This window comes from Chroococcidiopsis cubana SAG 39.79, assembly GCF_003991895.1.
Classification (GTDB): Bacteria; Cyanobacteriota; Cyanobacteriia; order Cyanobacteriales; family Chroococcidiopsidaceae; genus Chroococcidiopsis; species Chroococcidiopsis thermalis.
Genome location: NZ_RSCK01000050.1, coordinates 33,635 through 48,465, shown reverse-complemented (window position 1 = coordinate 48,465; position 14,831 = coordinate 33,635). Strand labels below are relative to the sequence as shown.

Genomic DNA, 14,831 nt, shown 5'->3' with positions numbered 1-14,831 from the left:
TCAAGTCTCTGTTGAAGATCTACGTGGCTGGTTTACTCATTGCTGTTATTGTACCTCAGTAGACTAGAAAATGCTCTATACATTTTTTCCAAATTCGATATTTCAGCAAAATTCCATCATAAAAATAACAATAATCCCTCGTAAAAATTCAATAAAAAATCTGTAGAAGCGCTGAAAATAAGAAACCCTAAATTTCACTGAAGCGCTTGAATTTTGCCTGAGCCAGACTTGAACTCAACGAGTTCTATTAAAGTCTTTGGCTTTGTGTCAAAAGTTCTAATTAGTCAATATCAAGCAGAAAGAGCAAGAATTATCCGCTCTGAAGGAACGTTTCAGACAGATTCTTTACGGATTGCGTTTCAAGAACTACTAGATGAATACTGCAAGAGTAAAGATTTTCAGTTAATCCCAGAACTAGATTATCAAACTAAAATTGGTAGAGTTATTTACCCTAACGGTACAGTTAAAGATACTTTACGCCTAAATTGGGGTTATTGGAATAGAGAGGCTAATAATTTAGATCGAGCAATTGAAAATAAACTATCCCAAGGTTACCCAGATAGCAATATTTTATTTGAAGACTCGCAAACAGCAGTTTTAATTCAAGCTGGAACTGAAGTTATGCGCGTTTCCATGCAAGATGGAGACGCACTAGAGCAAATTCTCAATCGTTTTCTCAACTATGTTCCTCCAGAAGTCAGAGATTTTCGCGCTGCTATTGAGACATTCAAGCAAGACTTACCAACAATTCTCAATACATTAAGAAACATGTTGGAACAACAAAGCGCTAGAAATCCAGAATTTCAAAGAGCAAAATATCAAATTTGGGAAATTTGCAAAGAATCAATTAATCCTGAAATTACTTTATTAGATATTCGGGAAATGATGATTCAGCATATTTTAACAGAAGATATTTTTAGCAATATATTTAATGAATCTCAATATTATCGGGAAAATAATATTGCTCGCGAATTGCAACGAGCTTTAAATACTTTTTTTACTAGTAGTACAAAAAACAATTTACTGAGTACTATCGAACGTTACTATGGTGTGATTAGAAAAACTGCTACTAATATCTACAACCATTCTGAAAAACAAAAGTTTTTAAAAGCTATTTATGAAAACTTTTATCAAGCATATAATCCTCAAGCAGCCGATCGCTTGGGGATTGTTTATACACCGAATGAGGTGGTTCGCTTTATCATCGAAAGCGTAGATTATTTACTAGAACGGCATTTCCACAAAAAATTAGCTTCAAAAAATATTGAAATTCTCGATCCTGCAACTGGTACGGGAACGTTTATCACTGAACTAATTGAATATTTACCAAAAAACAAACTGACATATAAGTATAAAAACGAATTTTTTTGTAACGAGATTGCACTCTTACCTTATCACATAGCTAATCTGAACATTGAATTTACTTACAAGCAAAAAATGAGTAGATATGAAGAATTTAAAAACATTTGTTTTGTCGATACTCTAGAACACGCCTTTTTTGAAGAAGGTAAACAGGAAGATTTATTTAGCTTAAATATAGAAAACAACGAACGCATTCAACGCCAAAATAATCGCACCATTTCTGTAATTATTGGCAATCCTCCATATCATAGCGATCGCAACATTAGTTATCCCACGATCGATCGCCGCGTGAAAGAGACTTATATTAGAAATAGCCAAGCGCGGAAAACAAAAGCATACGATCTATACGCTAGATTTCTGCGTTGGGCATCCGATCGCTTAGGTAAAAATGGTATTATCGCTTTTGTTTCTAATAATTCTTTTATTGATGCTCGGACTTACGATGGTTTAAGAAAAGTTATTACTGAAGAATTCAACGAAATTTATATTATTAATCTTAAAGGAAACGCTCGAACGAGTGGCGATCGCAGGCATCGAGAAGGAGGTAATATATTTAATGATAAAATTCGTGTGGGAATTGCCGTCTATTTTCTAGTTAGAAAAGAAGGCGATCGCAATTGTCAAATTTATTACCACGCTCTCCCTGACTATGCTACTACAAAAGAGAAAAATATTTATCTAGCCGAACGCAAGTTTTTAGAAATTCAATTCGAGCAGATCGTACCAGATGCAAATAATAATTGGCTCAATCGAGTAGATAATGATTTTTATACTCTCATACCTGTTGCAGATCGCGACACTAAGTTTAGTAAAGATCGACGAGAAGCAAGAGCAATCTTTAAATTGTTTACCCTTGGGGTTATTACTGCTAGAGATGAATGGGTTTATGCCGAATCAGAAACGGCGCTAGAATCAAAAGTTAGGTACTTCATTGGTATTTATAATCAAGCAGTTGATAACCGAAACACACGGGAAAATCTCGATCGCACTATCAAATGGACGAGGAGATTAAAACGGTATCTAAATCGAGGAATAAGCTATCAATTTAAAACTAACAATATTCGAGACTGTTTGTATAGACCATTTGTGACTAAAAAATTGTATTTTAGTCCAGAGGTAAATGAGATGCAATATCAACTAGGGCAAGTATTTGATCGGAACTGTCAAAATTTGCTGATTGGTTTTACTGCACCTGGTTCGACTAAATCATTCATGACTTTAGCTAGCGATCGCATTCCAGATTATCATCTGATCGGTGATTCGCAATGCCTTCCTTTATATTGCTACGATGAAAATGGCGATCGCGTTGATAATATTACCGATTGGGGACTAGAACAATTTCAAAATCATTACTGTAGAGACGTTACATCTAACGTCTCTACAATTACCAAATTGGATATTTTTCACTATACCTATGCCGTTCTACACTATCCGGCTTATCGCGCAAAATATCAGCAGAATTTAAACAGAGACTTTCCTCGCCTACCTTTCTACAATAACTTTTGGCAGTGGGTGAATTGGGGTCAACAGTTGTTGAAATTACATATTCGTTCTGAAACTGTAGCACTCTACCCTCTCCAGCGCATCGATCTCCCAACATGCAGCGCTATGACGGTGAAACTGAAAGCAGATCGCGATCGAGGCAGAATTATTATAGATACGGTGACAACCTTAGAAGGCATTCCTACATCTGCTTGGGAATATATGTTAGGAAACCACTCAGCTTTAGAGTGGGTGTTAGACCAATATAAAGAGAAGAAACCTAAAGATGCAACTGTAGCTGCCAGATTCCATACTTATCGCTTTGCCAATTATAAAGAGCAAGCGATCGCGTTACTGCAAAGAGTTTGTACTGTCAGTGTCGAGACAATGAGAATTGTAGGGGAAATGAGTAGTTAGTAAAACTATCATTTAGAACATAGATAAGAAGGGACGCACAGCTGTGCGTCCCTTCTTACATTTTGCGTATCAAAAAAGGCGCGATCGCGCAATTCGTATATTTACTGAAGTGATTATAAAATTGTTAAGCCAAAATCAACGCAAGTGGACTTACCATTTTGCGAGATAACAGGCAATGATTGTTCCAGCGCCTCAGCCTAACGTACAAAATTTGCAACAAGAAGCGATCGCTTTATTCAAGGAAATTAGTTTTCTGATGGATAACGCCGCCAGCGCTCTCAGCACTGATAGTTCTAGCGATAAGTACAAAGACTTTCAGCAAGAGGTCTTGAGTGTATCTCACAATGTGGAAAAATTAGAGCTAATGATGGCGATCGTTGCGCCGATGAAGGCTGGTAAGTCCACAATTATCAACGCCATTGCCGGACAGGAAATTCTCCCTAGTCGCAATGCAGCAATGACAACCCTACCAACACAAATTATTTTTAACTCGGATTTGACTCAGCCAACCTTAACCCTGAGTCCCGAAATTATTTCTGTTTATCAACAGACGCTTCAGGCTTTACAAACAAAGATTCAAACTTTGGGAATGCAGCGCATCCAAGACAAGATCGCGCAATATCCTCATTTACAAGATTTGCTGCCCAAAATTCAAGACCCCACAAGTCTACAGTTGCAAGAAATAACCTCTGGTCGAGAGGAAATTATTCAGGTATTGATGAGTTTGAACGATATCGTTCGCCTTTGCAATACCATTGACCCATCTACAGACCCCTTGGGAAAGCTTACAGAAGTTCCCTGCATTCAGGTTCCAATGGGGCGATCGCGCCGCCTATCTCCAGCGGATACAGCTAATAATAAGCCAGATCTGTTAGGCAATTTGGTTATTGTCGATACCCCTGGACCCAACGAAGCGGGAGAAAACCTCAAGCTTGCTACAGTAGTCGCCGAACAACTCAAGCAAAGTTCGATGGTATTGATCGTACTAGACTTCACTCAGTTGAAAACAGAAGCCGCCGAACAGGTCAAACGGGACGTACAAAGAGTTATCGATCTACGGGGTAAAGATAACCTGTACATTTTAGTAAACAAAGTCGATCAACGGCGCGAAGGCGACATGACATCAGAACAGCTGCGCCAATTTATTGCAGCTGAATTTGGCATTGGCAATGACGATACAAACCAAGTATTTGAAGTCTCAGCTAGAAGGGCATTTTCTGCCGCTCACTTTACCCACGAACTAGAGCAGCACCCCGAGCTTACTCTGAGTGAGATCCCCGCAGCACGGGTATTAGCTCAAGAAGTCTTCGGGATTGATTGGGAAGAAGAACTAGCAGAAGTTACCTCGGAAGAAATTCGGAAAAAAGCTCAAAAATTATGGAATAAGTCTGGATTTGAGCCATTTTTAGAAAAAGCTGTAAAAGCATTGATGGAACGCGCTGCACCTAAGTGTTTGAAATCTGCCCTTAATCTCGGTCGCAGTCGTTTGGTACAACTAAGGGATGAAGTCAAGCTCCGCAGTAGTGCCATTTGTCAAGACGCAGAGAAATTGCAGTTAGAGTTATATGCGCTAGAAGCCGATTTGCATCGCCTTGAATTGTGTCGCAGCCGCCTCAAGGATGTCGATTCGATCAAATCTCAACTGCATCAAAATCTCCACGAACTGTTACAAGTGCTGAAAAAAGAAGCAACTGTGAATTTAGAAATTTTCTTTGCCAAAGAAGAGTACCAACGGGCTGACTTAATTAAAAAGATGGACATGAGAGCGCGGGAACTTTTCTTAACTAATATTGGTGACTTTGAACTTTTTCCTAAGTGGGTATCGTCACGCCTTAAATCGCAAGTTGAGTTTAAAACTTCTGGTTTATTTGAATTTGAGAGTCCGGAAGTAGCAGAAGAGTTTGTCGATCAGGCAGTCACTTATGTTAAACAGAGGGCAGATAGTTTATTAAGCAGCGTTCGCGATCGCACGAGTCAAGAAATCGAACAGGCGCGTCAAAGCCTATTAGATCTTCTAGAACAAGAAACAAAGCCAATTATTGAAGGAGCTTGTCAGCGATTAAATGAAGCTTTCAACTTAGATTTATCTCTGCCGACAATGCAGTGGGAGTCTTTTGAGACAATGGGTTTTGTCAGACCTCCAGTTAAAAGGCAAAGTCGATTTGTCGATCGCGGTAATGTGGAAGTATTAAGAAATCAGCGTCAGTGGTGGCATTGGTTGTGGATAGTTCCCGTAGAAGTCAAAGTTCAGATCCGACGACCGCGAGTGATTGAAGATTACTATACTGTATCTTTAAATACGCTAATTGCCAAAGTGAATCAATCGATTGAAGGCAGTATTGATAATATTAATTTGGAAATCGAGAAATTTCTAGATAAAGATTTTCAGCAAAGAGTAGATGTATTTTTTGCAAATCTCGATACTTTTCTCCATAATTACAGAGATAATTTGAGCCAAGCTCAAATCGATCAAAAACTATCTCTAGAAGAAAAAGAAAAATTGGTAGAAGAACTGAGTTTTCTTCTACCTGAAGCCACAGCACAAATCCAAACCGCAGAAAGTTATATTGAATATACAGACCAAATGCTGAGCAACTAGTGTAAGAAGAAACGATTAATGTAGAGACGTTATATGTAATGTCTCTATCTGTACGGGCGGGTTTTGGACAAAGACTTGTGGTTACAGCCGTAAATCTGCTTGCGCGCACCCGCCCCTACGACTCACTTATTTTTTAGTAGCACTATTACCCGTTTGTTTTTGTGCCTGTTGCAAATGCTCTTGTACTGTGGGTAAGACTTTAGCAGCAAAAGCTTTTAGATCTGGATCTTGACCTTGTTTCGCCTGCTGGCTGAATAAAGCTTCTTGCTGAGCGTGGGCTTTAACTCCTGCCTCGTTCATATATGCCTTATCAAAAGCGCTGCCAGAAAGCTTCGATAGCTTTGCCCGTACAGCTTCATTTTTTTGACCGATGGTTTTTGGTGGAGTTACACCTTTTTGTTGTGCCAAAGCCATTAGCTCTTGATTAACTTTAGTATGCTCGTCAATCATGTGCTGAGCATAATCTTTTACCTCTTGGCTAGAGGCGCGTTGCAAGGCAAGTTTTCCGAGTTGGACTTCCGCCATTCCCCCTTGGGCTGCTTCAGTAATAAACTGCCGATCTTGAGTACTGAGTTGCTGATTTTGCCCGGTTGTGCTGGGTTGAGTCTGAGTTGAATCGCGATTAGGTTGGTTTATGCTGGGATTCGACTCAGTTGCACCAGGTGTAGAGCGAGTTGCATCAGGAACAGGCTGCGTCGTAGTTCCAGGAGAAGATTGAGTTGGGGATTGACTTGATTGTGCTAAGGTTTTGTATTCTAAAGAGACAAACAACCCGACTGCCACAAGAGCAGCAGTGATAATTTTGCGTTGCATTGCTATTAAACTTCCTTGTTTTGTAATGCTTATGTATTCCTCACACCCTCACTCATGCCGTCAAGTGACTGACAGATCGCGGGTGTTTGTTAAGCGATTGTTAAAGGTGTGGCGATCGCATTTGACTAGTACATCTGCTTCATCCGCACCTATTCTCTATTTGCAATCTCCAGCCGATCTCCAACCTCTACCTGAAGAGTCATTCGTCATTGGTCATTCGTCATTGGTCATTTGTTATATTGACTACAAAAAATCAGCACTCGGTGACTAGTGGCTAGGGACTGGTGACTAGACCGAAACAAGAAACTAGCTACTAGCCACCAGCCACTATCTACTCCCTCACAATCAACAACCAATTTAAGATGTCAGCTACTAAGTCTTGGTTCCAACCCATCGATCGCGTGGCGATCGCCCTGATCTTCGTTCTCAGTCTGCTCATTGGACTGTTGGTGTGGCGCGGGGATATAGTTGCACCCAAAGTGAGAGATTTTAGTTGGCAAGCTAGACAGATTGGTGCTAGCGATCGCTCTTTTAGCCTCACGTTTAGCCGTCCGATGAATACCAATAGCGTCGAGGCAAACTTACAAATCGATCCGCCACTACCAGGTAAAGTTAGTTGGGCAGGACGACGGTTAGCGTATACTTTGCTAGAACCAGCACCCTATGGCGCGACGTATCGCGTGCAGTTACGCTTTGCCAGAGATAAGTTTACGCCTGAAACAGATTTGAGGCGGCTGCTACAACCTTTTGAGGCAACTTTTAGTACCCGCGATCGCGCTTTTGTCTATCTCGGTGTAGAAGGAGAGGAACAAGGCAGACTCGTCCTTTACAATTTCACCCAGCAAAAGAAAACGATCCTCACGCCGAAAAATCTGGCAGTCGTTGATTATAAGCTTTATCCTCATGGTGACAAAATTCTCTTTTCTGCTAGCGATCGCCAAAATCGCCAAAATCACAATCCCCAAGGGTTACTTTCTGCCCAGATTTATACTGTCACAACTGGAATTTCTACCCCTCAACCAGATCGGACTCACTGGTTTTCTTTCTTGAATCATCAACAAGTCCCGTCTCCAGGCAAAATTGACCTAATTTTAGATAACAAAGACTATCAAAATCTCAAATTTGACTTGTCTCCCGATGGCAACACTATATTGGTGCAGCGTGTCAGCCAGCGTCAATCCGATCGATTTGGTTTTTGGATCGTCCGTCCCAATTCTCCGCCGCAGGAAATGGAAACGGAACCAGGAGGAGACTTTTTAATTACTCCTGATAGTCAAACAGTAGCAGTTGCCCAAGGACAAGGAGTCGCAATTTTACCTTTACAAGCTGATGCAAAAAAACCCTTAGAATTTCTGCCTCAATTTGGTATGGTACTGGATTTTGCCCCCGATGGTACGCAAGGGGCAATGGTGCGATTTAATTCCGATTACACGCGATCGCTATTTTTAGTCACAAACCAAGGCGTACAAAGAGAATTATTACGCACGACTGGTTCTATTCTCAGCGCCCAGTTCGATCCGCGTGCCGGAATTCTCTACTGCTTGCTGACACAGTTGATGCAGGGAAATACTTATGAGGAACAGCCGTATTTAAGCGCGATCGATCTCAAAACCGGAAAACAAACGCCTCTAGTCGTGCTACCCAATCAGAGAGATATTCAGATGAGTTTAGCTCCCGATGGCTTGGGTTTGCTATTCGATCAAGTCGTGACAGCAGCCAATGCTAACCCATCTCCAACTTTACCCCGTACCGAGCAAGGACAGGCGATCGCCACCAGTCATTTATGGCTACTCCCACTTCCTGAAACTATAAATGCCGATCTCACCAACCAATTGCGTCCCGAACAGTTGCCCTTACCTGGCTTTCGTCCCAGATGGATACCTTAACTAGGGGTGAGGAGTAAGGGAGTTAGAGAAAAGGACAAGGGAGACAAGGGAGACAAGGGGGACAAGGGGGATTGTTGGGAATAATAGATTGTGAAGTGGGATAAAAATGTTTGTTTGTGAAGAAAAAGTCTTTTAAGAGCCATGAAGATTTAGCAATATTTGAGTTAGCATTCGATACAGCAATGACAATATACGAACTCACTAAAAAGTTTCCTATTGAAGAGAGATATTCGTTAACTGACCAAATCCGTCGTTCATCACGCTCTGTATGTGCCAATTTAGCAGAGGCTTGGAGAAAACGTAGATATAAGGCTGCTTTTATTGCCAAGTTAAACGATTGTGAGGCGGAAGCTTCTGAAACTCAAGTTTGGATAAAATTTGCCGTCAAATGCGGCTACATAGAAATAAACCAAGCGAGAGAAATTTACAGTACTTACAACAAGGTATTATGCGGTTTAGTAAACATGATTAATAACTCAGCCCAATGGACTATCGGTGAATAAATCCCCCTTGTCTCCCTTGTCCCCCTTGTCTCCCTTGTCTCCCTTGTCTCCCTTCGCCCCCTAATCCCCACTCCCTTCGGTCGTGGGGTCCCCGAGTTCCCCCTTGTCTCCCTTGTCCCCCTTGTCCCCCTTGTCTCTCTTCAAATCAAAGCCTTCAGTAATGCCTGTAATTTCAACCTGACTTCGGCAATTTCTCGATCGGGATTAGAGCCAGCAACAATTCCAGCACCAGCATACAACCTAGCGCGATCGCCATCAATTAAAGCCGAACGAATTCCCACAATAAATTCGCTATCTCCTTGATGATTTACCCAGCCTAAAGGTGCAGCATACAAACCTCTTTCAAACTTTTCGTAGGTGCGAATTTTTTTGCAAGCGAGTTGTCTGCTAACTCCTCCTACTGCTGGAGTTGGATGTAAAGCGGCAACAATTTCTAATGGATGAACATCAATCGGAACTTTAGCTTGAATTGGTGTCCATAAATGTTGAATATTTGCTAGTCGCCGTAACCGAGGCGATAATAATCGTGCTGCAATACCGAGTTCTTGCAAACTTTGCGTAATAAAGTCAATCACAACTCGATGTTCGTGCCTTTCTTTTTCACTCTGCAATAATTGATTGGCTAATACTGTATCTTCCGCCGTTGTTTTTCCTCGCGAAATTGAACCAGCTAAAGCATCGGTAAATAGTTGGCGATCGCGAATGCTAATTAATCGTTCTGGACTTGCGCCGATAAAGTTTTGTCCTTTCCCATTATGAGTAGAAAACACGTAACAATCGGGATGCATTTGTCGCAAGCGGTTGAGACACTTAAATAAGTTAAAGTTTGTATTTGCCTGCACGTCAATTGCATGAGCCAGGACAACTTTACTCAGTTGTTGCTCGTAAATTAATTCCGAACAGTCAATAACTGCTTGTTTAAAGCGATCGATACTACTGACATCAACTTGACTGAATTCTCGTTGAAAATGATTTCCTTCGTTTTCTGGCTGTTCTATTGAGGTAATCTCATGAATCTTACGCCATAATTGTTGAATGAATACATGTATATTTGTATCTGCTTCAATTGGCAAGTTAGCAACTAATACGCAGCGATCGCCTTGTCTAGCAATTTGCCAGCGGGGTAGAAATACTGTAGCAACTGGAAAGGGATAATCTGCTGTAGCCTCCGAGAAAAAACTGAAGCTACAAAAGAAATGTGGTTTAGCAAAAGTATGGTTAGAAGAATCAAAAATATCTGTTTCTTTTAAACAAGAGCGAATAAACTTTTGAGTCAGATGAAAACGATTTGCACCTGCCAATTGTAACTGTGCTACAGCATCAATAGCAGCGATTGCCTCTCCTTTGCTTTTATTCTCGAAATAGAAATTTAATTGATGGGGTCGAGCTAGTTTTTCTAGTAAAGCCAGCGGATCGATCGAATCGATCTCCAGAGAAATGCTGACGATTTGAGAACAATTTCGATCGCAGTTTTTTTGCGAAGCTACAAGAAACTGGTATAGCTTCTGGCAGTTTAAGTGGTAGTTGGCAGGGCGCGGTAAAAGGAGCATGAATGTTAAAGTAAACTATTTTTGCATCCAAGTTTAGTAAATTTTTTTTAACTGTAAATTTTTTTTAACTTCTGTTCCTAAAGATTATTAAATCGTGATGGGATGGCTACAGGCGATCGGTTTGCATACGAGGAGCGAGGAGCAAGGAGTGTTAGCAAAGCGGGACGAAGTCCAGAGCGAGAGAAAACCGCTAGAACGCAGACAGCATGGGAATGACAGCTACTCTCATGCCGCAAATGCACCGATCCCTATAGTACAAGAAATGGGGACGGTTATCAGTTGTCAGTTATCAGTTATCAGTGACTAGTGGCTAGTGGCTAGTGGCTAGTGATAAGAATTGAGTCTGGTTCCACTAGCCACTCACTATCAACCAACTGCCAACTCCCATTACCCATTACCAACTACCAATTACCAATCACCCTTTAAAATGACAACAAAGCTGATTACATATTCTAATTCTCAACCTAAATCAAAATTGTGGATGGCAGCAATTAAACCACCAATGTACAGCGTTGCCATTATTCCAATTTGGGTAGGAACTGCGGTAGCAGTTGCGCAAACAAAAAATTTGAATGCAGGCGTATTTTCGACTTTTCTCACTGCTGCTATCTGTATTGTGGCTTGGAGTAATATCAGCAATGATGTTTTCGATTCTGAAACGGGAATCGATAAAAATAAAGCTCACTCTTTGGTGAATTTAACTGGAAACAAACGTCTCATTTTCTGGATTGGGAATCTGTTTTTGATTTTGGGTTTATTGGGTATTTTGGCGATCGCCTGGTGGCAACGAGACTTAACTATAATCGGCATTATCCTCGCGTGCTGCGCGATCGGCTACGCTTATCAGGGACCACCTTTTCGCTTAGGATATCACGGGTTAGGGGAAATTCTGTGCTTTGTGGCTTATGGTCCGCTTGCAGTTTCAGCAGCTTACTATAGTCAAACTCAATCTTGGTCAACCACAAACTTAGCTGCTTCAATTATTGTCGGAACTGTCACTAGCTTAATTTTGTTCTGTTCTCATTTTCACCAAATCAAGGACGATCTCGCTGCCGGAAAGCGATCGCCTATTGTCCGTTTGGGTACGGCTTTATCTGCTAATTTATTACCCTGGATTTGTGGCAGTATTTACACCTTAACCAGTTTATTAACAGTTTTAAATATATTTCCAACGTGGACTTTACTAAGTTGGTTAAGCTTACCCTTTGCAATTAAGTTGTGTCGGCACGTTCTACAATATCATGACCAACCAGAAAAAGTAAGCAATTGTAAGTTTATTGCCGTAGGGTTGCATTTTGTCTGCGGATTACTGTTAGGATTGGGATTTATGTTATAGGTGTCAGTTATTAGTGGCTGGTGGCTAGTGGCTGGTGGCTAGAGAAGATTCCCATGACTCAATTCGATTTTCGTCCTTATCGACGACGATTTAAACCACCTCTACAAACAAATCATGGCGTTTGGGACGTGCGAGATGGGATTATAATTCGATTGACTAGCAATTCAAATGTGGGATATGGTGAGATTGCGCCTATTAGTTGGTTTGGCTCGGAAACAGTAGAACAAGCGTTAGATTTTTGTCGCCAGTTACCAAAAGAAATTTCTGAGGAAATTATTTTTTCGATTCCCGATCGCCTTCCCGCTTGTCAGTTTGGATTTGAATCAGCATGGGAAGATATTAATTGTTGTAAGAACGTACAAATCGCTCCTACAACATCCCTTCCCTACAGTGCTTTACTTCCTGCTGGTAAAGCTGCCTTATCAACCTGGCAAAGTTTAGCAAAAGACGGTTATAGCACCTTTAAATGGAAAATTGGAGTTTATCCGATTGCTGAGGAATTGGCTATTTTTCACCACTTAACTGAAGTATTGCCAGAGAGAGTAAAACTGCGATTAGATGCCAATGGGGGACTGAGTTATGATGAGGCAAATTTGTGGCTTTATACCTGCGAGCGCGTTATGGCAACGGGAGTAGGTGTAGAAATTGAATATATCGAACAGCCGCTTGCTAGAGAGAATTTGACTGAAATGCAAGAATTGAGTTGCTACTATGCTACCGCGATCGCGCTGGATGAATCTGTAGCTAATCTGACTCAATTAGAAACTTGCTATCAGCAGGGATGGCGAGGAATTTTTACGATTAAACCCAGTATTGCTGGTTCGCCAAGTCGTTTGCGAAAGTTCTGTCAAGAACACAAAATTGATGCGGTATTCTCTTCCGTATTTGAAACTATTGTCGGTAAACAAGCAGCTTTAAAACTAGCAGCAGAACTATCTCTAAATCGTCGCGCAGTTGGGTTTGGCGTACATCACTGGTTAGAGGAAAATGAACAAACTTGGCTAGAACAATTATGGCAAGCTTGTTAGAAGCTATAAAAAAATCTGGCGATCTCCATTGGTTAATTGGTGGCGATAGTGGCGAACTTGTCGAACTAGCAGAGCAATTTTATTTAGAAATTATCGAGCAATCTTCTCAGCAGAATTCGCCTAGAATTATTTTAGCTGAAAGCAAACCAATTCGATTTTTAGCTGGATTTATCGCTGCCTGTAGTGTAGATTGTTCCATATTTCTTTGCAATCCCTTTTGGGAAGAAGGAGAATGGCAGCAGGTTTTTGATATTATACAACCAGATATTATTTGGGGAGAAGTCCAAAATCAAAAAATAACAGCGATAATTCCGAATTCCGAATTCCGAATTCCGAATTCATCTATCATGATTCCCACGGGTGGATCGTCGGGTAAAATTCGTTTTGCCATTCATACGTGGGATACCTTAAGTGCCTCCGTTCGAGGCTTTCAAACATACTTTCAAAGTCAGCAGATTAATTCTTTTTGTGTTTTACCCCTATATCATGTTAGTGGCTTAATGCAATTTATGCGATCGCTAACTTCTGGCGGTAAATTAGCAATTTTTCCTTTTAAAACTATAGAATCTGGAGTTATACCCGATCTCGATCCTGAAGATTTTTTTATTTCTTTGGTTCCAACTCAACTTCAGCGTTTATTACAGATTCCCAATTTAGTCGATTGGTTGGCACAATTTCAAACAGTATTATTAGGTGGCGCGCCTGCTTGGCAAGAACTTTTAGATCGAGCCAGAGATTCTAAAGTTAGACTAGCACCTACTTATGGAATGACAGAAACGGCATCACAAATTGCTACCCTCAAGCCAGAAGATTTTCTTCAAGGATATAACAGTTGCGGTCGAGTTTTACCTCACGCGCAAATTAAAATTATTAATTCTAAACATGAAATATTAAATTTCAATGAAGTTGGTACGATTTGCATTCAAGCTAAGTCTTTAGCTTTAGGCTACTATCCAGATTTGTTAGAACAAGTAGAGATTCAGGTAGACGATCTAGGTTATATAGACGATCGCGGCTATTTAAATATTGTCGGTCGCAACAGTCATAAGATTATTACAGGAGGCGAAAACGTATATCCTTGTGAAGTTGAAGCTGCGATTAGAGTAACTCAATTAGTTGATGATATTGTTGTAATTTGACTTTGCGATCGCGTTTGGGGAGAAGTCGTCACGGCAATTTACGTTCCTAAATCCCAGTCGGTTTCTGCAAGAGAAATTAAAGCCGCGATCGCCAATAGTTTATCTAAGTTTAAAATACCTAAATATTGGATTAGCGCTCAAAAGCTACCTCGTAACGCGCAAGGCAAACTCAACCGAGAACAATTACAAGCAATCGCGATTTTGACTCAAGAAAATCGCGATCGAGATTTATCTAATCTACCCACTGTTGAAACCACTGGACGATCTCGCTAGGTAATTGTTGTCTGGTTCTGCTTTCAGGATCGATACAAACGTGTTCTGTCAAGACTTTGGCAACTTCGCGATCGCCTGCGTCAACCATTTTATACGTTACCTCAAAATAATCATCGCCCATATATTTTGGCGTGAGTTCGACTAAGATTTTATCGCCACAAAACATCGGACGGAAAAAATCTGCACTAGCATGAACGATGGGAATAGCAACCGAAGTTTTACTGAAAAACGCTTGGATGTTAATTCCTGATGCTGCTAAAGACTCTTCGTAAGCTTCATGGCATATAGATAGAACGCTGGCAAAGTAGACAACCCCAGCTGCATCAGTATCCTGAAAGCGAATAGTACGAGTATATGTAAATGTCATTTATCGAGGAGTATGTTCACATCTATTTATCTCCGATAGTGCCAGAATTAGCTACCAATTTTTCTTTTTTTCTTAA

The 14,831-nt window shown here is 40.8% G+C and carries 11 protein-coding genes and 1 pseudogene; 9 read left to right on the top strand and 3 right to left on the bottom strand.

Annotated features, from left to right (window positions below; all coding sequences use genetic code 11):
• Positions 1-264 precede the first annotated feature (264 nt).
• Both DSM107010_RS23965 and DSM107010_RS23960 read left to right on the top strand, forming a co-directional pair.
• Positions 265-3,261, top strand: a complete 2,997-nt coding sequence (locus DSM107010_RS23965; protein ID WP_106168638.1) for a type ISP restriction/modification enzyme — start codon at positions 265-267, stop codon at positions 3,259-3,261.
• 175 nt (positions 3,262-3,436) lie between these two features.
• Positions 3,437-5,860 carry a dynamin family protein gene (locus DSM107010_RS23960; RefSeq protein ID WP_106168636.1) on the top strand — a complete coding sequence of 808 codons (2,424 nt, stop codon included), beginning with the start codon at positions 3,437-3,439 and terminating at the stop codon, positions 5,858-5,860.
• 126 nt (positions 5,861-5,986) lie between these two features.
• On the opposite strand, the gene DSM107010_RS23955 is transcribed toward DSM107010_RS23960, so the two are convergent.
• Positions 5,987-6,673: a DUF4142 domain-containing protein gene (locus DSM107010_RS23955; RefSeq protein WP_015156027.1), complete on the bottom strand. Its 687-nt coding sequence runs from the start codon at positions 6,671-6,673 to the stop codon at positions 5,987-5,989.
• 31 nt (positions 6,674-6,704) lie between these two features.
• On the opposite strand from DSM107010_RS23955, the gene DSM107010_RS23950 reads away from it, so the two are divergent.
• The 3 genes from DSM107010_RS23950 (at position 6,705) to DSM107010_RS23940 (ending at position 9,062) form a co-directional block, all read left to right on the top strand.
• A complete protein-coding gene (locus DSM107010_RS23950; protein WP_127024102.1) occupies positions 6,705-6,944 on the top strand; it encodes a hypothetical protein in 240 nt (79 codons plus the stop codon).
• A gap of 91 nt (positions 6,945-7,035) precedes the next feature.
• A complete protein-coding gene (locus DSM107010_RS23945) occupies positions 7,036-8,559 on the top strand; it encodes an Ig-like domain-containing domain (RefSeq protein WP_106168637.1) in 1,524 nt (507 codons plus the stop codon).
• A gap of 116 nt (positions 8,560-8,675) precedes the next feature.
• On the top strand, positions 8,676-9,062 hold the full coding sequence (locus DSM107010_RS23940; protein ID WP_015156029.1) for a four helix bundle protein: 387 nt from the start codon (positions 8,676-8,678) through the stop codon (positions 9,060-9,062).
• 140 nt (positions 9,063-9,202) lie between these two features.
• On the opposite strand, the gene DSM107010_RS23935 is transcribed toward DSM107010_RS23940, so the two are convergent.
• Complete coding sequence (locus DSM107010_RS23935; RefSeq protein WP_106170613.1) at positions 9,203-10,612, bottom strand: isochorismate synthase; 1,410 nt, start codon at positions 10,610-10,612, stop codon at positions 9,203-9,205.
• A 94-nt stretch (positions 10,613-10,706) separates the two neighbouring features.
• Here DSM107010_RS23935 and DSM107010_RS23930 point away from each other — a divergent pair, with 94 nt between their 5' ends.
• The 4 genes and pseudogenes from DSM107010_RS23930 (at position 10,707) to DSM107010_RS23915 (ending at position 14,388) form a co-directional block, all read left to right on the top strand.
• Positions 10,707-10,919 carry a hypothetical protein gene (locus DSM107010_RS23930; protein ID WP_127024099.1) on the top strand — a complete coding sequence of 71 codons (213 nt, stop codon included), beginning with the start codon at positions 10,707-10,709 and terminating at the stop codon, positions 10,917-10,919.
• A 120-nt stretch (positions 10,920-11,039) separates the two neighbouring features.
• A complete protein-coding gene (gene menA, locus DSM107010_RS23925; protein ID WP_015156032.1) occupies positions 11,040-11,948 on the top strand; it encodes a 2-carboxy-1,4-naphthoquinone phytyltransferase in 909 nt (302 codons plus the stop codon).
• A 53-nt stretch (positions 11,949-12,001) separates the two neighbouring features.
• On the top strand, positions 12,002-12,976 hold the full coding sequence (locus tag DSM107010_RS23920) for an o-succinylbenzoate synthase (protein WP_106170611.1): 975 nt from the start codon (positions 12,002-12,004) through the stop codon (positions 12,974-12,976).
• Positions 12,961-14,388, top strand: a pseudogene (locus tag DSM107010_RS23915) (2-succinylbenzoate--CoA ligase). The gene DSM107010_RS23920 and the pseudogene DSM107010_RS23915 overlap by 16 nt, the downstream one beginning before the upstream one ends.
• On the opposite strand, the gene DSM107010_RS23910 reads toward DSM107010_RS23915, so the two are convergent.
• The gene (locus DSM107010_RS23910) at positions 14,348-14,755 is read right to left on the bottom strand and encodes an acyl-CoA thioesterase (protein ID WP_106170784.1); all 408 of its coding nucleotides are present in this window, start codon (positions 14,753-14,755) and stop codon (positions 14,348-14,350) included. The pseudogene DSM107010_RS23915 and the gene DSM107010_RS23910 overlap by 41 nt on opposite strands.
• Between the last annotated feature and the right edge of the window lie 76 nt (positions 14,756-14,831).